This window comes from Bradyrhizobium sp. (assembly GCF_049691595.1).
Lineage (GTDB): Bacteria > Pseudomonadota > Alphaproteobacteria > Rhizobiales > Xanthobacteraceae > Bradyrhizobium.
In genome coordinates, this window is sequence record NZ_JBAVNZ010000126.1 from 1 (window position 1) to 22,324 (window position 22,324).

The window sequence follows — 22,324 nt, forward strand, 5'->3', positions numbered from 1 at the left end:
CACGACGACCGAACGGATCGACTTGCCCTCGTGCATTAGATCGAATCCTTTATTAATCTCGTCCAACTTGAGGACGTGCGTGATCATCGGATCGATCTCGATCTTTCCGTTCATGTACCAGTCGACGATCTTCGGCACGTCGGTGCGGCCGCGCGCGCCGCCGAACGCGGTGCCCTTCCAGACGCGGCCGGTCACAAGCTGGAACGGCCGGGTGGCGATTTCCTTGCCGGCTTCCGCGACGCCGATCACCACTGAGACGCCCCAGCCGCGATGGCACGCCTCGAGCGCCTGGCGCATCACATTGGTGTTGCCGGTGCAGTCGAAGGTAAAGTCGGCGCCGCCGTCGGTCAGCGTCACCAGATGCTGGACGATATCGCCGCCGACCTTGGTCGGATTGACGAAGTGCGTCATGCCAAAGCGGCGGCCCCATGCTTCCTTGGCCTCGTTGAGGTCAACCCCGATGATCTTGTCGGCGCCAACCATCCTGGCGCCCTGAATGACGTTAAGTCCGATGCCGCCAAGCCCGAACACGACCACATTCGCGCCGGGCGTGACCTTGGCGGTGTTGACCACGGCGCCGACGCCGGTGGTCACGCCGCAGCCGATGTAGCAGCTCTTGTCGAACGGGGCGTCTTCGCGGATCTTGGCCACGGCAATTTCCGGCAGCACGGTAAAGTTCGAAAATGTCGAGCACCCCATGTAGTGGAAGATCGGCTTGCCCTGATAGCTGAAGCGGGACGTGCCGTCGGGCATCAGCCCCTTGCCCTGCGTGGCGCGGATGGCGGTGCAGAGATTGGTCTTCTGGCTCAGACAGCTTTTGCACTGGCGACATTCGGGGGTGTAAAGCGGGATGGCATGATCGCCCGGTTTCACCGACGTCACGCCTGGGCCGACTTCGCGAACGATCCCCGCGCCCTCATGGCCGAGGATCGAAGGAAAGATTCCTTCGCTGTCAAAACCGTCAAGCGTATAGGCATCGGTGTGACAGATTCCCGTCGCCTTGATTTCGACCAGGACTTCACCGGCTTTCGGGCCGTCGAGGTCGAGTTCGACGATTTCGAGCGGCTTCTTGGCCGCGAAAGCGACAGCGGCACGTGTCTTCATTCGAGAATCTCCTTCTTATCGCTTTTCACGACAGCAAGGCATGTCGTCCGCACTCCACATGTTCACGACTTGCCCATGCAGGAATTTTCGGCCTGGGTGTACGCGCCGGGTTTGTCTTCGTGCCTGGCTGGGCGCACGCGCTCGATGGCGTCATAGGCGCGGGCCCGCAGATAGATGTAGAGGTCGTCCATGTAGCAGGCGACGTTCGGATTATCGCCGAACGCCGGCATCACGTTTTCCTGCGACGTGCTGACGTTCTTGCGGCCGCTCGCGACCACGCCGAGGAAGTCGCCGTAACTCATGGTCTTGAGCGAATCCTTCAGCGCGGGCGCGTAGGTCGATCCCATCCCGTCGGGGCCGTGGCAGACATGGCACTCCGAGTGATACCGGCGGTAGCCGGAATAGGTGTACCAGTCCACGGTGCCGTCGGTGGCGACCTTGAAGGTCGGGTTGCCGTCCTTGTCGAGATACTTGCCGTCCTCGGATTTGACGGCAGCCGGATTGGCCGCGTCTTCAGCGAAGGCAATTCTTTCCTGTGCCACGAGGATCATCGCAGCAGCCACAAACCAGATGGTACGCAATAGCTTGTCCTCGACATTCGATGGCTGGCAGGCCGACCCGGCGCATGGAGCAACTCCACGCGCCGGGACGATGTTGGCTCAGCTCATTGCGGCAGCGCGAACACCGTCAGTGCTCCGCCGAGCGCGGTATAGTTGCTCAGCGCCGCGTAGCCGCCGACGGCGCCAAGGCCCGCGGTCGGATCGGTCAGGCCGGCTGCAAGGCCGATACCCGCCCAGCCGCCGACGCCGGACAGCACAGCGACATACTGCCTGCCGCCGTGGTCGTAGGTCGTGACGTTGCCGATGATGCCGGACGGGGTCTTAAACTTGTAGAGTTCCTTGCCCGTCTTGGCATCGACCGCCTTGAGATAGCCTTCGAGCGTTCCGTAGAACACCACGCCGCCGGCGGTGGCGAGCGCACCCGACCAGACCGAGAACTGCTCCTTGTTCGACCAGACGATCTTGCCGGTCTTGCCGTCCCAGGCGATGAAGTTGCCCATATGGGTCTCGCCGGGAGGGGGATACATCGAGAGCGTCGCCCCGACATAGGGCTGGCCCGCGGTGTAGCTCACCTTGAACGGCTCGTAGTCCATGCAGACGTGGTTGGTCGGAACATAGAACAGCTGCGTGTCGGGCGAATAGGCCGCCGGCTGTTCATCCTTGGTGCCAAGCGCGGCCGGGCAGATGCCCTTGACGTTATGGTCCTCGCCCTGTTTGTCGGTCGAGTATTGATCGAGCACCTTGGGCCGGCCGTAGGTCGGCGAGCTCTTGTTCATGTCGACGCCTGAGGTCCAGTTGACCTTCGGATCGTACTTTTCGGCGACCAGCAATTCGCCGGTGGCGCGGTCGAGCGTGTAGCCGAGCCCGTTGCGGTCGAAATGGGTCAAGAGCTTGCGCTCTGCCCCGCCGATCTGCTGATCGCTGAGGATCATTTCGTTGACGCCGTCATAATCCCATTCGTCATGGGGCGTCATCTGGTAGACCCATTTGGCCATGCCGGTATCCGGATTGCGCGCGAAGATCGTCATCGACCATTTGTTGTCGCCCGGACGCTGCTTGGGATTCCAGGTCGATGGATTGCCCGAGCCGTAATAGAGGAGGTTCAGCGCCGGATCGTAGGACATCCATCCCCATGTGCAGCCGCCACCAATCTTCCATTGGTCGCCCTGCCAGGTCTTGGTGCTGGAATCCTTGCCGACCGGCTTGCCGTGTTCGGTGGTCTTCTCGGGATCGAACATGATCTGGTCGTCCGGCCCTTCGGAGAACGCTCGCCAGGCCAACTTGCCCGTCTTCATGTCGTAGGCGCTGACGTGGCATTGCACGCCGAATTCGCCGCCGGAAATGCCGATCAGGACCTTGTCCTTGACCACGAGCGGCGCGGAGGTTCCGGTCGAGCCCTTGCTGGGATCGCCGTTCTTGGAGCTCCATTCCATCTTGCCGGTCTTGGCATCGAGCGCGACCAGCGTGGTGTCGGCCTGATGCAGGAAGATCTTGCCGTCGCCATAGGCCACGCCGCGGTTCACCGTGTCGCAGCACATCACCGGGATGACGTTCGGATCCTGCTTGGGTTCGTATTTCCAGACGATCTGGCTATCCTTGGATAGGTCAAGAGCATAGACCTTGTTTGGGAACGGCGTGTGGACGTACATCATGTTGCCGACGATCAGCGGCCCGCCTTCGTGGCCGCGCAGCACGCCGGTGGAGAACGTCCAGGCGACCTGCAGCTTGCCGACATTGGCCGCGGTGATCTGGTTGAGTTTGGAGTAGCGCGTATTGGCATAGTCGCCCGCGGGCATCACCCAATCCTTCGGGTTCTGCGCCATCTTGTTCAGTTCGTCGTTGGCTGACGCAGCCCCGGCGGCGAATGCCGCTGTCAGGCCAAGACAGGTAGCAAATAGCACCTTGCGCATTGTGAAGTCCTCCCAGTTACATGCTTTGGGTTTCCGCCGAAGCGGCCCAGTTCTTCCATTTTCTTCGTTCGTATCCCTATCCCGTTCGGCAATGGGAAACTTGCCCAAGAGGGAAGCACGTTTGCTCGAAAGCGAAGCGCGACGCCCTTTTTGGCACATAGCGGATGAATTTCGCTGGCATCGCCCTCATCTTGCGGTGCGGCAGCGCCTGATAGCGCGCTCCGGATGCTGTCGGCGCCATTGGAGGTCGATGTTCCCCTTGACGGCGCTGCAACTAAGTCGGAGGATTGTAATGTGGATGCCGGGACTTACGCTGCCAAGGCCCAATTCTCGCTTTAAATTGAGGTAAATGTCGCTTCACCGTGACCGAAGCCTCTCGCGGCGGGCAGTCACGTTTCATCTTGAACCGGTGGCTGGATGATGTCCGATATAGTCCGTTCACTCAGCACGTCCGGATTGACGCCGAAGAAGCAGATCCAGTGTTGGACAGAAGCACTGACTGATCTTTGCGGTCAGTTTGACGTTGATCCGCTGGAGGCCTCGTCGTTCGAAGGACGGATCAATTACACCACCGTTTCGCGGCTAAAGCTCTGTCAGATCGAGGCGAGCCAGCATCGAATTTCGCATACCGTTTCGCGCGCAAGGTTGAGCGAGCATCCCTACGTCAAGATACTGTTCCAGACGCAAGGAATTTCTTATTTCCAGCAGAATGGTCGCCACATCGAAGTGATGCCCGGCGATTGTCTCGCCTACGATGTATCCTGTCCGCATACGATCATCAGTCCGTCGCTGACGCGCCACGACGTCGTCATCGTGCCTAAAGAATTGTTGCAGGAACGCGGTTTCCGGTTAGCGAGGATGTCAGCGTGCAAACTTTCCGCGCGCACCGGCACCGGCCGGATCGCCCACGACTTTGTGCATGCCGCGTTTGACGAAGCCGCGAAACTGTCGCCGGTTAACGCCATCGGAGTCGCCGATTCGCTGATCGATCTCCTACTGTTGCCGCTTCGCGAGGCTGACGCGATGTTCGATCGTGTCGGTCCCGAGGCGATGTATGTACGCGCCCAGGCCTTCATCCGCGAACATTTGCGCGATCCGGATCTCTGCATCGACCAGATTTCAGCGGAACTGGGCTGCACCAAGCGCTATCTGCACATGTTGTTCAGCGACAGGGGCATCACCGTCAGCGACTCGATCTGGCACGCAAGATTGCAGAATTGCCGCCACGAGCTGGAGACCCAGGCCGGAAAAACCATCACGGATGTGGCATTTTCGTGGGGCTTTTCCAGCTCATCACATTTCAGCCGGGTCTTCCGCAAGTACTTTGGATTTGTTCCCTCGGCGATTCACAAGGCGCAACAAGGCGGCCTGCCCTCGGATGTTGATCTTCGTGCGTGAGGTTGCCCGACACGGGCGGAATATTTCGACCGCGCGCCTCTCACGCCGACGCAGATGACGTCAATCTGATTCTCCCCGTCGGTTTCAGCTCCAGCCCTCGATCGCTCCACAAAGCTTGCTTTGGCTATCTCGCCGGAAAATTCAGGAGCGAGACGGACGAAGCACTCATCCTTTTTCTCAGTCGTCTGATCTGAGAAGTGCGCCCTTACGTCTTGGTTGATCTGTTCAGGGCGTGCCTTTGGCGGGAAGAACTGGAGCCGGCAACGGCGAAAATTCGATATTGCCGGATTCGCCGGTAAGAAACGATAGATCGAGCGGTCCGCCGCTGGCTGGATCGCCGCCCGGTGCGGCAGCGGGGCGAAACGTCGCGACGTCGGACGGGCCCTCGGGCGCGGGCTGCCCATTGCCTGCCCCGATATCGGCCGCACGGCCGCCCTGCGGGTGGCCTTTCATGATTTCGTCGCGCGCAGCCTGGATCTTGGCGGCGAGCGCCGCCGAATAAGGCAGCCGAAAGGCCCGGGGTTGGCCGCTCGGCAGGTTGGCGGCGTCGAGGTGCTCGATCCAGACATGTACCGCGCCGGGATCCCGATCGAGCGGGTTCGGCTCGACAACCCGCGCCCAGAGCAGTTGGAACTGGGGCGGCAACGGCACGGTTGTCGACCACCCCGACAGACCTTCGATGCGGAAGAACGCGACACTGTAGAACGCGCTGGTGACGAGCACCGCGGCCAGCTTGATCGGCCAGGCAATGCGGGCGCGCAATGCGATGACAAGCAACAATGCCGCCAGCAGCGCATAGGCAACCGACAGACCGAGAATTTCCTGATGCAGTTCCATTTCCGTCAGCCGGCGTTGCGGCGCGGATTGCGCAGCGTCTGCAGCAGCGATTTCTCGCGACCGTTGACGTCGACAATACCGCCATTGGCGTCGATCGAGAAGCGGACCGCCGTCCGTTCCGTGCCCGCGCCTTTCAGCATCATCGTGCCGTAATGGACGACCTGGACCGTCGGGTTGAGTTTCTCGACCTTCACTGAAACCGGCACGGGTTCGCGGCCCATCGCGACAAAATGATAGACGTTGACGGTGTACTCGCCGGCGACGATGCCGCGGATGCTGACGGTTTCCTGGCGGATCGGTGACAGCACCTTGCGCCCGTCGACCAGAATGAAATCGTTGGCGCCGCCGCGATCGTCACGATCGAGCAGCATGAATCCAGCCTCGCGCCGGCGATACCAGACCATATTGCCAAGCGGGTCCTGCACGAACATGTCGAAATCGTCCGGATGCCGGTCGGGCCAGCTCATCGTAACCAGGAATTCAGCCTTGCTGTCGATCTTGCCGTCCCTTGCCTCCGGCGCGATCGCGAGCAGTGCGATGAAGAACAGGAAGGCAAGGACCTGCAGCGCCTTGAACAGCATGACCGCGAACGGATCGAATGGCTCGTCCTGCGGCATCAGTTCGAACTCGTCGATCATTCCGCGGCTCCGGGCTGATCTTCGAGGATCGAAACCACGCGGACTTCGGTCAGGCTGACGGCATAGGCAAACAGCCGCGCGGTTGCATCGTCGAGCATGTAGTACTGGATCCGGACCAGGATCGAGCCGACAAGACCGGCAAGGGTCGTATACATCGCAACCGCCATGCCGTCGCTCATCAGGTTCATCGAGGATCTGATGGTGCCGCGATCATTGGGATCAAGGCCGGCGATCGGCGCCAGCATCATGATGAAGCCAATGATGGTGCCGAGCAGTCCGAGCTTCATCAGCGTATCGCTGGCGAAGGCGCCGAACTGATTGGAACCGCGCAGCCGCCCCGCCAGCACCCGCAGCAGCAAGGTCTGGTCGAGCCGTCGCGGGCCCTGCAAGCGGGCCTTGACGGCGAGATCGTGAATGTGCGCCGAGACCAGACCGGGCGGAAGCCTGCCCGTGCCCTCGACGATGATCGCGTCACCGTCCACATCGAGGCCGCCCGATCCGGCGGCGATCAGCGCGCCGCCGCGGCGGGCCGCGTCGGCCTCGCGCGAGATCATGACGGTGCGCCACAGGCAGTGCATCGACGCCGCGACATAGAGCAGACCGATGACCGATGAGAGATAGGTGCGGTCGCTTGCGACCATCAGGCGGATCAGTCCGAAGCGCCACAGCAGAACAAAGGCAAAAACGCAGAGCCCGGTGAAAACAAGCCATCGCAGCAGCGGGCCCCGGTCACCGAAGGAATCGAGATGCGCATTTGACGTTCTCATCCGTGCACCTCGGTACTCGAACTGAAGGGCAAAACCTTCCATATCCCGCGCCAATAGGCAAACCTGTGCTACCGAGGTTGCTCGTAACCTCGGTCCGCCGATTTTTCGTGGCAACGCAGCATCTGCGATGGCGGTCAGGTCCGCTGCCCTGTACAATGGAATGCGACCGCAGGCGTATCGCCGAGCCAAGTGCGGATCGAAATCTGCAAGGCGGAGCTTCCGCGCCGCATAGGGTTTCCCGGCAGTCGCCGTTGTGCGCGGCACAATTGGTTATGGCCTTGTCAAACATCTTCCATCCGGTCAGATTGGAAGCATCCGGCTCGGCATTTCGCATAGGTCGGTCGAGATCAAACATAAACTTTGGGGGAAAACATAATGGGTAAACGTGCAAATTTCGCCGCCGCTTTCGCAGGAGCAGTCAGCATCCTGATCGGACCCGGGCTCGCACAAGAAGTAAAGCAGGAAGCCAAGTCGGCATCGAAGCAGGCGAAGATTTCTCCGGTAACGCAAGATCAGCTCAACAGCGCGGACAAGAACGCCAATAATTTTCTGCTGACCAATGGCAACTACGCGCAGACGCGCTTTCATCCGGCGCGGCAGATCGGGCGCGACAACGTGAAGAACCTGCACGTCGCCTGGATCTTCCAGACCGATGTCAAGGAGTCGCTGGAGACGTCCCCGATCGTGATCGATGGCGTCATGTACGTGACGACGTCGTTCAGCCATGTGTATGCGCTGGATGCGAAGACCGGCGCGGAGATCTGGCACTACAAGCACAAGATGGGACCGGTCACGACCTATTGCTGCGGCCCGAACAACCGCGGCGTCCAGGTTCTCGGCGATCTCGTCTATCTGGCGACGCTTGACGCCAAACTGGTGGCGCTGAACGCCAAAACCGGCGATGTCGCCTGGCAGAGCGACATTGCCGATCCAGAGCTCGGATACAGCGAAACGATGGCGCCGACCGTCATCAAGGACAAGGTTCTGATCGGAACCAATGGCGGCGAGTACGGCATCCGGGGTTTCCTGAAAGCCTACGATGCAAAGACCGGCAAGCTGATCTGGACGTTCAATACGATCCCGGAAAATTCCGTCGGCGTATGGGCGGCGAAAGATGCCACCGGCCGCGACATGCACCGCGACATCCAGGCTGAAAAGGACCAACTCGCCAAGATCGGCGATCCCTACAAGAGGCTCGGCGGCGGCGTCTGGCAAAATCCCGCGGTCGATCTGGCGACCAACCGTCTGTACTTCGTCGTCGGCAATCCCTCGCCCGATCTCGATGGTTCGAACCGTCCCGGTGACAACCTGTACACCGACTCGCTGGTTTCCATCGATCTCGAAACTGGCAAATATGTCTGCCACTTGCAGTATATCGCCCACGACGTGTGGGACCTCGACGCGGTCAGTCCGCCGGTACTGGTCGACGTCAAGGGCAAGGACGGCAAGATGATCCCGGGTGTGCTGCATGCCGGCAAGACCGGTCACATCTATGTTCACGACCGCAAGGACTGCAGCCTGATCCGTTTCTCCGAAGCCATGGTGCCGCAGGAGAACATGTGGGTGCTGCCCACCAAGGAAGGGGCGCGAATGCTGCCGGGCGCAAATGGCGGCGTCGAATGGTCGCCGATCGCCACCGACCCGACCCAGGGGATGGCCTATGCGATCAATCTCCACCAGCCCATGACCTACCATGTCGAGAACACGCCGTACCCGAATGGGAAGCTGTGGCTTGGCGGCGCCTTCAAGGTGATCCCCGGCGAGGCCCAATCGGGCAACATCACCGCCGTCGACTACAACACCGGCAAGATCAAATGGCAGGTGAAGACGCCTGAACCGATGATCGGCGGCATCCTGGCCACCGCGGGCGGCCTTGTCTTCACCGGCGAAGGCAACGGCAAGTTCGCCGCTTACAATTCCTCCAACGGCAAGGAATTGTGGAGTTTCCGCGCGGGGGCAGGCGTCAACGCGCCACCCTCGACCTACATGGTCGGTGGCAAGCAATATGTTGTGGTAGGGGCGGGCGGCAACACGCAGATCGATTTCCGCCGCGGCAACAATATCATCGCCTTCTCGCTCGATTGAAGAGCAGACGATCGTCGCAATGTGAGGCGGGGCCGGTTATGGCCCCGCTTTTTTGGCACTGTTGGAAGCAATGATGTATGGCAAGCCGCACTGGTGCGTCTTCAGCGTCGTGGCGCTGGCAACTGCTTTCGGCGGCGGTGTCGCGCCGGCGAGCGCCGAGACCGTTGAGGAAAGGGTCCAGGTCTGCGCGGGCTGCCATGGCGAGAACGGCAAGCCGGTCGACAGGACGATCCCGACGATTTGGGGGCAGCAGCAGGGCTACCTCTACATCCAGCTTCGCGATTTCAAGCGAGGCGACCGCCAGAATGACGTCATGCAGCCGCTCGCCTCCATGATGACGCGCGACGACATGCTTGCGATTGCGGAATACTTCTCCAAAAAACCCTGGCCCGATCTCGGCCAACCGGCCGCGTCGAAGGAAGTTGCCAACCGCGCGTTGCGCGCCAACAGCTCGGTCGGTTGCACCGGCTGTCATCTCGATCAATTTCAGGGTGACGGCACCGTGCCTCGGTTGGCTGGCATGAGCAGGGAATATCTGACGAAGACGATCGCCGATTTTCGCTCGCGCGCGCGCGGCAACAATCCGGGGATGTCCGACCTGATGCTTGCGACCGCCCCTGACGACCTCGCGGCGCTGACGGAATATCTCGCCGGCCGCTGAGCCGGCTTTCAGGGCTTCGTCAGCCGCTCCCGCAGCGAGGTCAGCACCGTCAGCTCTGCGGCCCGCTTTCCGGCCTTGTCCGTCAGCGCGGGATCGGCCCCGCGCGCCAGCAGCAGATTGACAATTCCAGACCGGCCGCCTTCCGCGGCGATCATGAGCGCGGTTCGACCGCGCGCGTCCCGGTCGTCGATATGCGCGCCGGCGTCGAGCAGGTGCTGGACGATCTGGATCGCCTGGGTTTCCGGCGTCGATTCATCGGGGCCGGACGCCCACATCAGCAGTGTGAGATCATTGGGGTAGCGGGCGTTGACGTCGACGTTTCGCGCCAGCAATCGCGCGACGACGTCGACCCGCGCGGCGGCGGCGGCATAGACGATCGGCGGTTTACCGGTCTGATCGACCACCCGATCGTCAGCACCACCGGCAAGCAAGGCCGCGACGATCGTATCATTGCCGCGATAGGCGGCGGCGGAAACCGGCGTCACGCCGCCGCGCCCGGCCAGATTGACGTCGGCGCCCTTTTCGATGAGCCGCTGCGCGACCTCGGTACGATCTCCCTCGACAGCGAAAAACAGCGCCGTCGCGCCGGCAAGGTTACGCGCATCGATCGGCGCGCCGCGCGCCAACAGAAGGTCAACCATCGGCCGATGGCCGAACCGCGCGGCGTGGCTGAGCGGCCGCGCGCCAAGCCGGTCACGCGCGTCGACCGAAGCGCCCTGGTCCAGCAGTTCGGTCACCAGATCGGGGCAATTCCTGTCGACGGCGGAAAACAGCGTGAGCGACACTTCGATCGCGCTGATGTGCGGCTTGATCGTCTCAAGTCGAAGACGAATATCCCGGCAGGCCTCGGACTCCGCCGCGCGTGCCGCTGACGCGGGGCTCAACGCGGCAACCATCGAGCAGAGCAGGGCGAATTGGCGGTACAATGGAGACCTCCCGGCAGGGCGCTTTTGGCAAGGGTGACACGGCAGCTGCGCAATTCCAAGCGTCGAGACGGAGGTTGCCAGGTCGCAGTTCATCCGGTGAATTCGCCGGCTCATCGACAGGCGCCATTGTCTGCGGCGGGTATCGCCAGAAAGGTAATTGTCGTGGGCGCAAACGTCAGCGCTCCGGCGGCCGTCGGAATGCCCGCAAGGCGCGGGAAGTCATCCTTCGGCTCGCGCTCCAATGGAACGCCGTTCAGGCGCACGGTGCCATCCTGCAAGTCGACAGCATCCAGGGTGAAGCGCTCCGATGCGCCGGCCAACACCAGCGACTGTGGCATGTTCCTGTCGGCGTTGATGACGAGGATGCTTGTTCCGCCCGGCGCGCCACGCTGGCAATGCGCATAGACATGGAAGCCCGCTCGAACCGGCACGCCGGAATCGAGCACCGTCGTTCCCATCAGTCGTCGCCACAGCAACGCACCCCAATAGTTTGGCCTCGGCGCGAGCGTCTTCTCGTCGAGCAAGCCATAGTCGCTTGCCGCCAGGGTGTTGTGCATCACGATCTGAACGCCGGCGCTCGCCAGTCGCCCGAGCTGATCGAGGTATCTGAACGTATCCAGAAAACTGGCGGCCCATCGGTTTCCACCGCAGGCTGCTTCCGCGGTTTCGGTGAGCCAGATCGGTTTGCCGGGTTCGAACCGGTCGCGAAGCGTCCGGTAGAAAGCGAGGGTTCCATCCGTTCGGGCGAGCCATTGCTCGGAAAGCGCTCCGTCCGGCGTGCTGGCGCCGGTGCAGCGTTCAGACAACATTCCATAGTGATGATAGGAGAACGCATCGAGCCCGGGTCCGGAAGCGACGAGCAGGTCCGAAGCCGCCGCCGTCGCGCCCACCGTGCCGGGGCCGAGGATCATCGTCTCGGGGGATCTCTGTTTCATGAACGCGCGGAAGATCCTGAAGTCGCGCCCATGGGCTGCGGCATCGTAGCCTGCCGGCGCACCGCCGATCGAGGCAAGGTCCGGTTCGTTCATGAACTCCGCCGCGGCGATGCTGCCTCCCAGGGATGCGGTGTAGGCGAGCAGGCGCGACGCCTGATCCGGCGACCATACGCCGGCCGCATCGCGGGTCCCCGGACTGATGGCGAACGATGTCACGATCGGAGCTTCGACCGCTCGCGAGAAATCGATCACCCCCCGCCATTGCTGGCGGGTCAGAACTCCCTTGAATCCAGCCGGCGGCGCGGCTGGCGCAATGTCGGAATCGGCAAAATAGGTGGCGTTGGCCCAGGTTCCGCTGACGCGCATATAGGCTGGCGCCAGAGCCGAGGCCAGTCTTCGCAACCGAGGGTTCGCAAGGTCGATCGGCGCCCGGTATGCGTACAAATCCGAACGGGCATCCGAAGCGCTGGTGCCGTAGGGCTTCCAGAATCTCCCGCCGGTCACCTCGACCATTTCGACATTATAGGACTGGAAGCGTTCGTCGATCGAGCCCGTCCGAACCAGACTCGCCGGTACGATGGCCGGTTCGTCGGCCAGTGTCCGCGGGCAATCGACAGCGATGCAGAAAATCGAAGCCAGGCAAGCCAGAAACCCGAAACCAGTCCGGTTATTCTGACGCATGCCAGTTCGTCGCATCCGGCCGAGCAGAGTTGGTTCGTCGGCGTCCTGCATCGTCACCGCCCATCATCCCATCGGAACGTGCGGGCAATTGCCGGATCGTGGCTTGCTTCCCCGTTTGTCGACCGGCACCTTGCAATTGTCGATCCGCTGCTCATCCATCCACTTTGGGCCAAGCCGCTCCTTTCCGGTCAGCGCCGTCGGCGTGCCGGACGGCAAGGCCGCAGCGTCAGGCGGCGGCTGATCGCGCCGCGATATGTCCTGGGCAGACGCCGCCATCGCAAGGCAAATGCCGAAAAGCGAGATCAGTGACAAATGTCTCATGGATGGCCTCGCGAACCTCAAAGCCTGGGCGCGGCGCGAACAGGGAACCGCTCGATAGAAATATATCACGATCGGCTTTTCCACCCGAAACCAGCGTCCGACGCCAGTCTGACATTTTATGGACATGGTTGGAATCATTGCGGCGCATCACGCAAGGTCTGCGTGAGCACTTGCACTACGCCCGGGGTGGCTTTAGGTTTACCAAGGCGCGAACACCGCGCCAACCTACTTGGGAGACCCGAATGACCTGGAAGACCCCAAAGATCGTCGAGGTGCCGGTGGGCATGGAAATCAACATGTACGCCTGCGCAGCACGCAAGTAGACGGCATCGAAACGACCTGCCCGGCTTCGACGGCAATCCGCCGTTCAAAGCCCGGGCAGGCGCTTTCAAACCTCTTTGGCATCGAAAAGGTAGAGGTCCGCGCCGCCGTCTGCGAAGTTGGCAAGATCCCCGGCCGCGGCTTGTCCCTGGGGAGACGCCAGGCCGGCCTTGAGCGCATCAAGCGAGTCAAAATGCAGGGTAGCGACAAGGTGGATCTGGCTCGGACCGGCCGGCGTTCCGACCACGCCCGTACTTATGTCGTACTTCTTCAGGCCGGGAATTTTCTTCGCAAGCGGAATATGGACCGCGGCGTAATGCTTGTCGAAAGCTTCAGCGCTCTTCGGCTTTTTGTAAAGCACGAGAAGTTTTGCCATTCGATTTTACTCCCTATCGTTATCCTGTTGTTGTCCCGGGTGGGCTTAGGCAGGCCAGGTTCGACATTGCAGCCGATATGATGTCGGGGATCAAGCGTTCCGATTCCTCGCCGCAGCTTTTGGATTATGATAGGGTGCGTGCTCGGTCGGCGGTGCTGCCGCTCCCATTCGTTTCAATGGCTGTCGGAATGTGAATGCCAATTTGCGCGAAGACGTTCTGGGCAGCGACTGTTTGTTTCGCCACGCTGCTGCCGGCATACGGGCGTGCCGAGGGCATCGATACCGAGCATCTGTTTGGCTTCATGATCGGCACCGACGTCGGCGACCTCGGCGAGCGCGAATTCCAGAGTCAGACGACCGGACGATTTTCCAAAAGCGGCGGTCGTTACCGAGCGCTCAGCCAGGAGCTGGAACTGGAATTTGTGCCCGCCAGGAATTTCCGGATCGAGATGGGGACAACGTTTGCATCCTATGACATCAACGGGGTTCCGGGCTTTGACGATCGCCGCCAATTGGCATGGCAGGGCGTTTCCCTGGATCTGCGCTACCGGCTTATGGAGCGGGACACATCCCCGTTCGGCCTGACATTTGCGGTGACAAGCCATGCCGACCGGATCGACGATAGCACCGCTGCCGTCGTCCGAAATTACGGGATGGAATTGACGCTGGCGTTCGACCGGGAGCTGATCCCGAACTTCGTCATCACGGCCCTCAACCTGACCTACCAGCCGGAATGGACGCGCCTTGCGGCAACTGGAGCGGCGGAGCCGGTATCCACCATCGGTGCTGCGTTCGCGGCGATGGCGCAGATACGTCCGGGCTTTTTTCTCGGCGGCGAGGCGCGCTATCTGCGGAGATATGAGGGCATCGGTCTGGAAGAACTGGCGGGCCACGCGTTGTTCATCGGTCCGACCGCCTATTTCAAACTGTCGCAACGTTCCCGGCTGACCTTGGCGTGGAGCGTTCAGGCATGGGGTCGTTCGGCCGGATCGCCGTCCGCCCTCGATCTCGTCAATTTCGAGCGTCAGCAGGCGCGGGTGGTTTTCGGCGTCAATTTCTAGCCCAGTGGCGTCCCTCGAAGTAGGATGAGCTGACGTCGTAGAGCACCGGCACGCCATCTTCGAGATGGCGCCGCGCCAGGCTATTCTCGATGCGCGCCTCACGTTCAAGCAGCCAATCCAGTGCCTTATAGGCCTCCCGCTCCTTGGCCCGGCCAAGATGCGGGACCGCGCCCAGACTCGATGCCGCCGTCTCCTCATCGACCGCGCGCACGAAGCCCAGCTTCGATCGGGGCGCCATCAGTCGATCAACCATCATGGCGACGATCAGATCGCGGCAGCGTCGCGAGGACGGCGGCTTGCCGGCGATCGGTCGTCAGCGGGCGCGTTCTGATGGCTCCAATATCATCGCGCGAACGCTCGCCGGGCGGCGGCGCGCTTGCGCGGCTCGCGGAAACCTGAATGATTTGGACCGTCGTCCCGACGGACGGATGGGAACGCGGTGAGGCCAGTGCTGCCCCTTATTGGAGATATTATGGACATGTCGACGCTCCCGCATGGCGCGTGCCTGCTGTGGAAGCCGGAATTGATCTGGCTGAATGCCATTTCCGACGCCCTGATCGCCGGCGCCTTCTTTGCTACCGCGTTCGTTCTGGCGTTCTTTGTGTGGCGCCGCCGCGATGTTATGTTCCGCAGCGTGTTCTGGGCATTCTCGATCTTCATCGCGGGCTGCGGGGTGACCCGTCTGCTGTCGATCCTCACTTTGTGGGTGCCGGCCTACGGCATCGAGGGCCTTGCCAAAGGCTTCCTGGCGCTGACCTCGGTGGGGATCACGGCGGCGCTGCTGCTGCTGCTGCCGCGGATCCTGGTGCTGCCGACACGCATTCAACTCAGGCAAGCCTATGAGGCGCTCGAGGAAGAAGTCAGGCAGCGCCGCAGCGCCGAGGCCATGGTCCAACGTTTTCAGGAGATCGAGGCCACCGAGTCCCAGGTCCGGCAGGCACAGAAGATGGAAGCCATCGGCCAGCTCACCGGTGGCGTCGCGCACGACTTCAACAATATTCTGACCGTGATCACCGGAACCATCGAAATCCTCGGCGACGCGGTCAAGGACCGCCCGCATCTCGCCCAGATCACCAACATGATCGGCGCCGCGGCAGCGCGGGGCGCCGACCTCACCAAGTATCTGCTGGCCTTTGCCCGTCGTCAGCCGCTGCAGCCGCGCAGCATTGAACTCAACGCCCTGGTCGTCGATGCAGCGCGGTTGCTACGACCGACCCTCGGCGAACAGATCGAAATCGAATTGATGCTGGCGCACGATTCCGCGCCGGCCCTGATTGATCCCAGTCAGCTCTCGACCGCGATCCTGAACCTCGCCCTGAATGCACGGGACGCCATGCCGAACGGTGGCAAGCTGACGCTGGAAACCAAGAACGTCGTGCTCGACGAGAACTACGCCGGCATGAACAGCGAGGTTAATCCGGGCCACTACGTCATGCTCGCGGTGAGCGACTCCGGGGTGGGAATCCCCGGCGGCCTGCTCGAAAAGGTGTTTGAACCGTTCTTCACCACCAAGGACGTCGGAAAAGGATCGGGGCTCGGTCTCAGCATGGTCTACGGCTTCGTCAAACAATCGAACGGACATGTCAAGATTTACAGCGAAGAGGGTCACGGCACCACCGTGAAGCTTTACCTGCCGCCGGCTGCGGGCGTCGCCGACGCGCTGCCCGCCGAGTCCGGCATCTCCGGGCTCGAACACGGCGACGAAGCCGTCCTGATCGTCGAGGACGACGCGCTGGTCCGCGAATACGTCGTGACGCAGATCCGCAGTTTCGGTTACGACACGCTGTCCGCCAGCAATGCCGCCGAGGCGCTGGCGATCATCAACGGTCCTGAACGCATCGATCTCTTGTTCACCGACGTGATCATCCCCGGGGGCATGAACGGCCGTCAGCTCGCGACCGAGGCGCTGAAGCGACGTCCGGGGCTCAAGATCCTCTACACGTCGGGCTATACCGAAAACGCCATCGTGCATCATGGCCGGCTTGACGCCGGCGTGCTGCTGCTACCGAAGCCCTACCTCAGCTCCGATCTCGCGCGGATGATTTGGACCGCGCTGGCGTCGTGAATTGAGGGCAGTCGGTATCGAAGCGTTGGCTTGCGTGCCAAGCGCCCGGGGACCATTTCAGCGAGGTGAACCAGCCCGTCGGTATGCTGACCGCTGAGCGGCGGGACTGCCGTCAGATAATGCTCCAGCCTGCGCTTGGCCTTGTTTCAGGTTTCACAGGCGAGGACCTTAAGACGAATTGGGATCGGCAGGTGCGGGTGGTTTTCGGCGTCAATTTCCAGCGGCGAACGCCGTTTTTCGACGCGGGAAGCGCCATTCGGGGCAATCTTCACGCTGTCTTGAAACTTCCCCCTGCCGGTTCCGTCTCTCTTTGTGCTATTCATTATCGGGTGTTTCAAGGACGTCAGGCATGAATCCGATCGATCTGGTCATAACGGTATGCGCCGTGCTTTCGCCGGCCACTTGTGAAGAGCGGCACCTGGCATTCTCGTGGAGCGGTTCGCTGCGGCAATGCGCCATGGGTGCGCCACCCTATATCGCCCAGTGGGTCGGCGAGCATCCGAAGTGGAATGCGGTCAAGTGGCGCTGCGAATATCCGCGCAGCAACGACAAGGCGGAGGTCGGCCAGGCGACGCCCGCGGGCTGAGCCCTGATTTGAGACGCGGCGGCCAGGACCATTGTTGCAGTGATTATTTGTTGCAGTCCTTCAGATCCTTGTCGGCGATCGAAAACACCGCGTCGGCCTTGATCTCGATATCCCGTACAAAGCATTGCCTCGAGCCCCGATACTCGACCTTGGCATCGTAGCGTCCCGGCACCACCCCGGTGATGCGCAGGCGTTCGTCGTGATCAACCTCCTTGTCCTTGTCGTTCAGGGCCTGGTTAGGCCCCCAGGCGTTCTTGCCGGCGGGCGAAAGTTGAAAACCGGAAATCGTCGCGGTGGTGAGGTTCCACAACCGGATGCCCTTGCCTTGCGCGGCAAGTTCGCCGGCGCCGGCTGACAACAGCGCAATCAAAGCCAGGATCCATCGCATCAGGTAATCCTCCAAAGTGAAACGCCTGGGGTCATCATTCCCTTATCATACGGTCGCGGTTCCTGGCCTTGTCGAAATTCCTTGCCCGGTCGAGGCCAATTGGTGCGATCAACTTCGCGGATGCGAGATCGGCGCCGTCGAAATCGGCGTCGATGACCGTGACGCCGGTCAGGTCGGCTGCCCCGAGCTGGGCGTTCTTGAGGGAAGCACCGGTGAGGTCGACGCCCTTCAGTATGGCAAATTCCAGATCGACGCGAGACAGGTCGGCGCCGCGCGCGTTAAGCCGCTCCAGATTGGCGGATTTCAGCACCGCGCGCATCAGGCCCATCGACTGGTTGCGCATGTCGGCGCCCAGCCGCGCGTCCGCGATCGAGGCTCCGACAAGGCTCGCGCCCGTCAGGTCGGCGGCTATGCGCGCTCCCGAGAGGTCGGCGCCGTCGAGACGGGCGCGAGCCATCTGCGCCGCGAACAAGTTGGCGCCCTTCAGGCTGGCGCCCGTCAGGTCCGCTTCGAGCAGCCATGCCTGGTCGAGGACCGCATGATCGAGTCTCGCGCCGGCGAGCTTCGTCTTGTTGAGCCGTGCCGCGCGAAAAATCGCGCCGGACAGGTCGAGCCCGGAGAGGTCGAGGCCGGACAATCTCTTTCCGGTGAAGTCGGCGGGCGCCGCGGCGGTCGCCAGCGCAAGCACTGCCTCGACCTCTCCGCGGGTCATTTCGGCCGAGACCATATCGGGCGACGACAAGTCGATGTCGCGCATCATGTCCTGCGCCGTCGCCGTCATGGCCATAAGACCGAGGCCAAGCGCTGCGGTTCCGATCATGCGGTTCATCGTCAACTCCGCCGCCGAGCCATTTTAGCGCACGCCTCGATCACTGCCTAGGAGGCATCTCGCTCGATGCGATCGCCATTGATTCGCCGCGCGATGTCTGCCTTGATCGCGGCGATCTCGGCTTCGCCACGCGCGCGGCGCGGGGTGCCGATCGAAAGGTCGGCGAGAATCCGCGCCGGTCGCGATGACAACAGGAACAGGCGATCGCCGAGACGAGCCGCATCGTCGACATTGTGGGTGACGAGCAATGTCGTCACCGAACGGCTGTCCACCAGGTTAGCGATCTGGTCGCGGAGGCGGGCGGCCAGGGCGTCGTCGAGCGACGCCAGCGGTTCGTCGAGAAGCAGGAAATCCGGCTCGACCGCGAACGCGCGCGCGAGCGCGACCCGGCGGGCGAGGCCGAGCGACAGCTCGCCTGGGAAGTGGCTGCGATGTGCGTCCAGCCCCAGAACGGCGAATAATGCTGAAAGCTTCGCTTCATCGGCCAGCGGCGCGGCAAGCCGGACGTTCTGCTCGACCGAACGCCACGGCAACAGCCGGGGCTCCTGAAACACCATGCCGATCCGTGCATTTGCCGGACGCGAAACGCGGCCATGGTAATCATGGTCGAGGCCGGCGAGAATTCTCATCAGGGTGGTTTTGCCGCAGCCGGATGGACCGACGAACACGCCAACCTCTCCGGCGGCCAGTGAAAAGTTGATGTCGGCAAGCACGTCATACCGTCCGCCCGCCGCGTTGTTCAACGTCTTGCTCGCGATATTGACCTCAAGGCGCACGGCGCCGCCACCGAAATAGCCGGGATTCAAATGGCTGTACCAGCAAGGTTTCGACGATCAGCACGACTGCCGCGAAGCTCAACGAATAGGCGAGCAAAAGCGGGATGTCGAACAGCTGAAAGGCCACGCCAATCTCGAAGCCGACACCGTTAGGGCGTCCGAGCAGTTCCGCGACCAGGACGATCTTCCAGACCAGGGAAAGACCTGTTCGCGCGGCGGCCGCGATATAGGGCGCCAGTTGTGGCAATATCACGTGCCGGAACGCCCTCCAGCGCGGGATCGCAAACACGGTCGCCATGTCGTCGAGCGCGGCGTCGAGCGCGCGTGTTCCCTCGCGCAGCGTGACGACGGCGGTCGGCAGCTTGTTGATGGCGATCGCCGCGATCGCGGCGACCTCGGTCAGTCCGGCCCAGATATAGGCGAGCACGATGACGACCAGCGCCGGCAGGTTGAGCAGCAGGATCAGCCAGGGATCGCCGAGCCGGTTGGCAATTCGTACCCGGCCCATCAGGTAACCGATGGCTGAGCCCAGCGTCATGGCGAGGACGAAGGCGAGCGCGACGCGCGCCAATGTCACGCCAAGATTGAAGAACAGCGCGCCGGAAGCAGCTTCGGCAACGGCTGCGGCGAGCACGGTGGGGGGCGGCGGCAGCTTCGCGCCTCCAGTGAGCAGCGCCGCGCCCCACCAGGTGGCCAGAAACACGATGAATGACAGCGGACGCAGCACCTCAGTCTCCGGGGATCGCGCGATAGAATGTGCCGGAATCCAGTTCGCGATCCGGCCCGACCAGTTCGCGACCGCCGGTCGCCGCCAGCACCCGATAGAGAACGCGCGCGTCGGCTTCTTCGTCGGCGATCGGGCGGCGCGGAATTCCTTCCCGATATCGGTCGCGGTAGGCATGCAGGGTTGCGGTGTCAGGGGCACCGGTCAGCGGCGCGATTTTCTCCCACTCCGCATCCGAGGTCGACAAAATCTCCTTCGCCATGCGCGTCGTCGCAATAAAGCGCGCGACCACATCCCGGTTTGCGCTCGCCCATCCTTCGTCGAACACGTAGCCGATCATCGCGACGCGGCCCTTGGCGCCAAGTTTCGGCAGGACATCCTCGATGCCGGCGACGCGACGAAAGCCTTTCGCCTCCAGCGCGGCGCAGAAATTCCAATAATTGACGGTGGCGTCCAGTTCGCCGCCGAGCGTCTTTGCCGCCAATAGCGGCGGCGCGCCGTAGACGATCGTCGATTCCGACTTCAGGTCGATGCCATCCTGTTTCAGCCATGCCTGCAGCAGCAGCCAGTTCTTGTCGATCGGCCCGCCGGCGACGCCGAGCTTATGGCCCTTCAGATCGGCCAAGGTCCGGATCGGGGATGAGGCCGCTACCATCACGGCGCCAAGCGCGCTCGAATACGGGTAGAATGTGAGTTTGGCGCCGAGCCCGCGTTCGCGCGACACCCACAGCCAGTCGGACACGACGAGATCGGCGTTGCCGCCGCGAAGTGCGATCTTGCCCGACTCCGGGCTCGCCAGTTCGACAAGCTGGATCGAAAGGTTGGCTTGCGTGTCGAGGCCGTGCGCGCGGATCACGGCCAGCTCCCAGGCGAATGTCCCGGTTTTCTGCACTGCAACCCGGATGGTCTCCGCGCCGCAGCACGCCACAACCGGCGTGACGGCGACGACAAATACGGCCAGCAGTGCGCGAACAAAGACTTTTTTCATTCCCTCTTGAGCCGTTTCCTGGAGTGTCTTCTTTTCGGCATGATAGTCATAGAATAGCTTCCGCTGCCAGCAGCGGGAGAAAGACCATGACATTTGCCGGATCGCAACGACTTATTCTCGCCGCATTGGCCACGCTGGCGGGGACGGCAATGGCGGCATGCGCCGAAGACGCCAATGACTATCCCACCTCGGCGCGCGCCGAATATGTCTTTGGCTGCCTGAAAGCGAATGGCGAAACGCGGCAGGCGATCGAACAATGTTCCTGTTCGATCGATGTGGTCGCATCGCTGGTGCCCTATGAGCGCTACGTCACCGCCGAAACCGTGCTCAGCATGTCGCAAGTGCGAGGAAATTTGGGGGGACAATTCCGAACTTCCGAACAGGCGACAAGCGCGCTCAATGATCTCAGGCGGGCCCAGGCCGAAGCGGAAGTGCGATGTTTCTAGGGTCTCGTCGGCCCCTGTTTCGCAAATGGGCTGCGGTCTTTTTGTCGCCACTGCCGATCCAGGCCGGGTCGGGCCCCGTCAAATGCCGGAGTCGTCGATTTTCCATTCCTTCTGAAAAACGTGGCCTTCGGTATCCCTGGCGTCGGCGCGAAATCGCCTGGCACCATTCGAAACATAGGTAAATCGGATGTTGGGATCTTCCGAAATTGAAATTCCGCCTTCCATCGCCAGCACCAGGCTGTCGTCCTGCCACAGCCGCAGTTCGTTGACGAAGAAGGCCGGAATGTAAAGCTGCGTGACCTGGTCCATCTGCAGGCCGGAATTGTTCGGATGGCCGATCATGATCTGGGCTTCGCGAGCGCCGCTCGCGGGACCCTGGCCGGGCTTTGGGAATGGCCGGTAACGTATCTGGCCCAGCCTGCTGTTGGCCTCTTCGATGTTCTTGGCGGCCGGTGCGGAGCAGCCGCCGGACGCCTTCACATACGTCTTCGTCATATAGAGCTTCCCGTCGCTCAGCTCGGCGACTGCATGAACGTCGGTATAATTGTTGACCCGCACGCGCGTTGAGATTTCCGACACATTGGCGTCCGCTCCGAGTTCGAACCTGGCCGCCATCGGCGCGGGATTCTGGTCGATGACCAGCGTGATCGTCAGCACGCGGCGGCGGTCGCCTGGGGAAAGCTTTGTCCGTAGCGTCACCGGCACGATCGCCGCATCCTCGGCACGGTACGGCATCTCGATGGCGATCACTTCAGCGCCGTCGTTCATTGCGCGGTTGTTGAAGATGTCCTGGACCAGGCCGGGCCACGGATCATACGCATCGGGCGTTGCGGCGTGCGCAAGCGGCACTCCGAACGCGGCACCCAGCAGGCCGGCAATGCAGAATTGACGGAAATGAACTCCGAGCATGGTCACATCTCTCGCAAAGGTGGCGGCAACCA

At 62.1% G+C, this 22,324-nt stretch carries 24 protein-coding genes and 1 pseudogene; 8 read left to right on the plus strand and 17 right to left on the minus strand.

From position 1 onward, the window contains the following. From WCE35_RS05650 to xoxF5, 3 genes are all read right to left on the minus strand, one after another. A partial coding sequence (locus tag WCE35_RS05650) for an S-(hydroxymethyl)glutathione dehydrogenase/class III alcohol dehydrogenase (protein WP_424592365.1) occupies window positions 1-1,104 on the minus strand: 1,104 nt, incomplete at its 3' end. Between the two features lie 62 nt (window positions 1,105-1,166). Beyond that, window positions 1,167-1,655 carry a c-type cytochrome, methanol metabolism-related gene (locus tag WCE35_RS05655; RefSeq protein ID WP_424592395.1) on the minus strand — a complete coding sequence of 163 codons (489 nt, stop codon included), beginning with the start codon at window positions 1,653-1,655 and terminating at the stop codon, window positions 1,167-1,169. Window positions 1,656-1,768: 113 nt separating this feature from the next. Further along, complete coding sequence (gene xoxF5, locus WCE35_RS05660) at window positions 1,769-3,574, minus strand: lanthanide-dependent methanol dehydrogenase XoxF5 (protein WP_424592366.1); 1,806 nt, start codon at window positions 3,572-3,574, stop codon at window positions 1,769-1,771. A 420-nt stretch (window positions 3,575-3,994) separates the two neighbouring features. On the opposite strand from xoxF5, the gene WCE35_RS05665 reads away from it, so the two are divergent. Beyond that, complete coding sequence (locus WCE35_RS05665; RefSeq protein ID WP_424592367.1) at window positions 3,995-4,972, plus strand: helix-turn-helix domain-containing protein; 978 nt, start codon at window positions 3,995-3,997, stop codon at window positions 4,970-4,972. Between the two features lie 225 nt (window positions 4,973-5,197). Here WCE35_RS05665 and WCE35_RS05670 read toward each other — a convergent pair whose 3' ends face one another. Genes WCE35_RS05670 through WCE35_RS05680 form a run of 3 tightly spaced genes read right to left on the minus strand, consistent with a single transcriptional unit; the run spans window position 5,198 to window position 7,214 of the window. Continuing rightward, window positions 5,198-5,809 carry a hypothetical protein gene (locus WCE35_RS05670; protein ID WP_424592368.1) on the minus strand — a complete coding sequence of 204 codons (612 nt, stop codon included), beginning with the start codon at window positions 5,807-5,809 and terminating at the stop codon, window positions 5,198-5,200. Between the two features lie 5 nt (window positions 5,810-5,814). Continuing rightward, window positions 5,815-6,447 (minus strand): hypothetical protein, encoded by a 633-nt coding sequence (locus WCE35_RS05675; RefSeq protein ID WP_424592369.1) that lies wholly within the window; start codon window positions 6,445-6,447, stop codon window positions 5,815-5,817. Next, entirely contained in the window at window positions 6,444-7,214 is a 771-nt protein-coding gene (locus WCE35_RS05680) for a MotA/TolQ/ExbB proton channel family protein (RefSeq protein WP_424592370.1), read from the minus strand. The genes WCE35_RS05675 and WCE35_RS05680 overlap by 4 nt, the downstream gene beginning before the upstream one ends. A 375-nt stretch (window positions 7,215-7,589) precedes the next feature. On the opposite strand from WCE35_RS05680, the gene WCE35_RS05685 reads away from it, so the two are divergent. Next, on the plus strand, window positions 7,590-9,299 hold the full coding sequence (locus tag WCE35_RS05685) for a pyrroloquinoline quinone-dependent dehydrogenase (protein WP_424592371.1): 1,710 nt from the start codon (window positions 7,590-7,592) through the stop codon (window positions 9,297-9,299). A 73-nt stretch (window positions 9,300-9,372) separates the two neighbouring features. Then, complete coding sequence (locus WCE35_RS05690; protein ID WP_424592372.1) at window positions 9,373-9,960, plus strand: c-type cytochrome; 588 nt, start codon at window positions 9,373-9,375, stop codon at window positions 9,958-9,960. A gap of 8 nt (window positions 9,961-9,968) precedes the next feature. Here the strand turns inward: WCE35_RS05690 and WCE35_RS05695 are convergent, their stop codons facing one another. From WCE35_RS05695 to WCE35_RS05705, 3 genes are all read right to left on the minus strand, one after another. Next, complete coding sequence (locus tag WCE35_RS05695; protein WP_424592373.1) at window positions 9,969-10,886, minus strand: ankyrin repeat domain-containing protein; 918 nt, start codon at window positions 10,884-10,886, stop codon at window positions 9,969-9,971. Window positions 10,887-10,996: 110 nt separating this feature from the next. Beyond that, window positions 10,997-12,502, minus strand: a complete 1,506-nt coding sequence (locus WCE35_RS05700; RefSeq protein ID WP_424592374.1) for a hypothetical protein — start codon at window positions 12,500-12,502, stop codon at window positions 10,997-10,999. A gap of 63 nt (window positions 12,503-12,565) precedes the next feature. Continuing rightward, the gene (locus WCE35_RS05705) at window positions 12,566-12,823 is read right to left on the minus strand and encodes a hypothetical protein (protein ID WP_424592375.1); all 258 of its coding nucleotides are present in this window, start codon (window positions 12,821-12,823) and stop codon (window positions 12,566-12,568) included. 242 nt (window positions 12,824-13,065) lie between these two features. Here WCE35_RS05705 and pqqA point away from each other — a divergent pair, with 242 nt between their 5' ends. Next, window positions 13,066-13,146: a pyrroloquinoline quinone precursor peptide PqqA gene (gene pqqA / locus WCE35_RS05710; RefSeq protein ID WP_035721241.1), complete on the plus strand. Its 81-nt coding sequence runs from the start codon at window positions 13,066-13,068 to the stop codon at window positions 13,144-13,146. A 65-nt stretch (window positions 13,147-13,211) separates the two neighbouring features. On the opposite strand, the gene WCE35_RS05715 is transcribed toward pqqA, so the two are convergent. Further along, window positions 13,212-13,520: an EthD family reductase gene (locus WCE35_RS05715; RefSeq protein ID WP_424592376.1), complete on the minus strand. Its 309-nt coding sequence runs from the start codon at window positions 13,518-13,520 to the stop codon at window positions 13,212-13,214. A 194-nt stretch (window positions 13,521-13,714) separates the two neighbouring features. Here WCE35_RS05715 and WCE35_RS05720 point away from each other — a divergent pair, with 194 nt between their 5' ends. Next, window positions 13,715-14,581, plus strand: a complete 867-nt coding sequence (locus tag WCE35_RS05720) for a hypothetical protein (RefSeq protein WP_424592377.1) — start codon at window positions 13,715-13,717, stop codon at window positions 14,579-14,581. Window positions 14,582-14,591: 10 nt separating this feature from the next. Here the strand turns inward: WCE35_RS05720 and WCE35_RS05725 are convergent. Further along, window positions 14,592-14,879 (minus strand): annotated as a pseudogene (locus WCE35_RS05725) (IS1634 family transposase); the annotation flags it as partial. Between the two features lie 180 nt (window positions 14,880-15,059). On the opposite strand from WCE35_RS05725, the gene WCE35_RS05730 reads away from it, so the two are divergent. Together WCE35_RS05730 and WCE35_RS05735 are read left to right on the plus strand one after the other, a co-directional pair. Further along, window positions 15,060-16,646, plus strand: coding sequence for an ATP-binding protein (locus WCE35_RS05730; protein WP_424592378.1), 1,587 nt, complete (start codon window positions 15,060-15,062; stop codon window positions 16,644-16,646). Between the two features lie 349 nt (window positions 16,647-16,995). Next, complete coding sequence (locus WCE35_RS05735) at window positions 16,996-17,232, plus strand: hypothetical protein (protein WP_424592379.1); 237 nt, start codon at window positions 16,996-16,998, stop codon at window positions 17,230-17,232. Between the two features lie 43 nt (window positions 17,233-17,275). Here the strand turns inward: WCE35_RS05735 and WCE35_RS05740 are convergent, their stop codons facing one another. From WCE35_RS05740 to WCE35_RS05760, 5 genes are read right to left on the minus strand one after another with little or no spacing between them, the layout of a single operon-like run. Next, on the minus strand, window positions 17,276-17,620 hold the full coding sequence (locus WCE35_RS05740) for a hypothetical protein (RefSeq protein WP_424592380.1): 345 nt from the start codon (window positions 17,618-17,620) through the stop codon (window positions 17,276-17,278). Window positions 17,621-17,654: 34 nt separating this feature from the next. Next, entirely contained in the window at window positions 17,655-18,449 is a 795-nt protein-coding gene (locus tag WCE35_RS05745) for a pentapeptide repeat-containing protein (RefSeq protein WP_424592381.1), read from the minus strand. 47 nt (window positions 18,450-18,496) lie between these two features. Then, window positions 18,497-19,225, minus strand: coding sequence for an ABC transporter ATP-binding protein (locus WCE35_RS05750; RefSeq protein ID WP_424592382.1), 729 nt, complete (start codon window positions 19,223-19,225; stop codon window positions 18,497-18,499). After that, window positions 19,215-19,952, minus strand: a complete 738-nt coding sequence (locus WCE35_RS05755; RefSeq protein ID WP_424592383.1) for an ABC transporter permease — start codon at window positions 19,950-19,952, stop codon at window positions 19,215-19,217. Before WCE35_RS05755 ends, WCE35_RS05750 begins: the two co-directional genes overlap by 11 nt. Before the next feature lies 1 nt (window position 19,953). Beyond that, a complete protein-coding gene (locus tag WCE35_RS05760) occupies window positions 19,954-20,937 on the minus strand; it encodes an ABC transporter substrate-binding protein (protein WP_424592384.1) in 984 nt (327 codons plus the stop codon). An 86-nt stretch (window positions 20,938-21,023) separates the two neighbouring features. Here WCE35_RS05760 and WCE35_RS05765 point away from each other — a divergent pair, with 86 nt between their 5' ends. After that, a complete protein-coding gene (locus tag WCE35_RS05765) occupies window positions 21,024-21,383 on the plus strand; it encodes a hypothetical protein (protein ID WP_424592385.1) in 360 nt (119 codons plus the stop codon). A 78-nt stretch (window positions 21,384-21,461) separates the two neighbouring features. Here WCE35_RS05765 and WCE35_RS05770 read toward each other — a convergent pair whose 3' ends face one another. Continuing rightward, window positions 21,462-22,292, minus strand: a complete 831-nt coding sequence (locus WCE35_RS05770; RefSeq protein ID WP_424592396.1) for a quinoprotein dehydrogenase-associated SoxYZ-like carrier — start codon at window positions 22,290-22,292, stop codon at window positions 21,462-21,464. Window positions 22,293-22,324: the final 32 nt, after the last annotated feature.

What these genes read in the sequence shown, in the direction of transcription:
- WCE35_RS05715 (WP_424592376.1), bottom strand. Translation starts at nt 13,520, where the DNA reads ATGGCAAAACTTCTCGTGCTTTACAAAAAGCCGAAGAGCGCTGAAGCT.
- WCE35_RS05690 (WP_424592372.1), top strand. Translation starts at nt 9,373, where the DNA reads ATGTATGGCAAGCCGCACTGGTGCGTCTTCAGCGTCGTGGCGCTGGCA.
- WCE35_RS05655 (WP_424592395.1), bottom strand. Translation starts at nt 1,655, where the DNA reads ATGATCCTCGTGGCACAGGAAAGAATTGCCTTCGCTGAAGACGCGGCC.
- WCE35_RS05670 (WP_424592368.1), bottom strand. Translation starts at nt 5,809, where the DNA reads ATGGAACTGCATCAGGAAATTCTCGGTCTGTCGGTTGCCTATGCGCTG.
- WCE35_RS05700 (WP_424592374.1), bottom strand. Translation starts at nt 12,502, where the DNA reads ATGCGTCAGAATAACCGGACTGGTTTCGGGTTTCTGGCTTGCCTGGCT.
- xoxF5 (WP_424592366.1), bottom strand. Translation starts at nt 3,574, where the DNA reads ATGCGCAAGGTGCTATTTGCTACCTGTCTTGGCCTGACAGCGGCATTC.
- WCE35_RS05765 (WP_424592385.1), top strand. Translation starts at nt 21,024, where the DNA reads ATGACATTTGCCGGATCGCAACGACTTATTCTCGCCGCATTGGCCACG.
- WCE35_RS05720 (WP_424592377.1), top strand. Translation starts at nt 13,715, where the DNA reads ATGCCAATTTGCGCGAAGACGTTCTGGGCAGCGACTGTTTGTTTCGCC.
- WCE35_RS05730 (WP_424592378.1), top strand. Translation starts at nt 15,060, where the DNA reads ATGTCGACGCTCCCGCATGGCGCGTGCCTGCTGTGGAAGCCGGAATTG.
- pqqA (WP_035721241.1), top strand. Translation starts at nt 13,066, where the DNA reads ATGACCTGGAAGACCCCAAAGATCGTCGAGGTGCCGGTGGGCATGGAA.
- WCE35_RS05735 (WP_424592379.1), top strand. Translation starts at nt 16,996, where the DNA reads ATGAATCCGATCGATCTGGTCATAACGGTATGCGCCGTGCTTTCGCCG.
- WCE35_RS05675 (WP_424592369.1), bottom strand. Translation starts at nt 6,447, where the DNA reads ATGATCGACGAGTTCGAACTGATGCCGCAGGACGAGCCATTCGATCCG.
- WCE35_RS05685 (WP_424592371.1), top strand. Translation starts at nt 7,590, where the DNA reads ATGGGTAAACGTGCAAATTTCGCCGCCGCTTTCGCAGGAGCAGTCAGC.
- WCE35_RS05665 (WP_424592367.1), top strand. Translation starts at nt 3,995, where the DNA reads ATGTCCGATATAGTCCGTTCACTCAGCACGTCCGGATTGACGCCGAAG.
- WCE35_RS05680 (WP_424592370.1), bottom strand. Translation starts at nt 7,214, where the DNA reads ATGAGAACGTCAAATGCGCATCTCGATTCCTTCGGTGACCGGGGCCCG.
- WCE35_RS05760 (WP_424592384.1), bottom strand. Translation starts at nt 20,937, where the DNA reads ATGAAAAAAGTCTTTGTTCGCGCACTGCTGGCCGTATTTGTCGTCGCC.
- WCE35_RS05770 (WP_424592396.1), bottom strand. Translation starts at nt 22,292, where the DNA reads ATGCTCGGAGTTCATTTCCGTCAATTCTGCATTGCCGGCCTGCTGGGT.
- WCE35_RS05705 (WP_424592375.1), bottom strand. Translation starts at nt 12,823, where the DNA reads ATGAGACATTTGTCACTGATCTCGCTTTTCGGCATTTGCCTTGCGATG.
- WCE35_RS05745 (WP_424592381.1), bottom strand. Translation starts at nt 18,449, where the DNA reads ATGAACCGCATGATCGGAACCGCAGCGCTTGGCCTCGGTCTTATGGCC.
- WCE35_RS05740 (WP_424592380.1), bottom strand. Translation starts at nt 17,620, where the DNA reads ATGCGATGGATCCTGGCTTTGATTGCGCTGTTGTCAGCCGGCGCCGGC.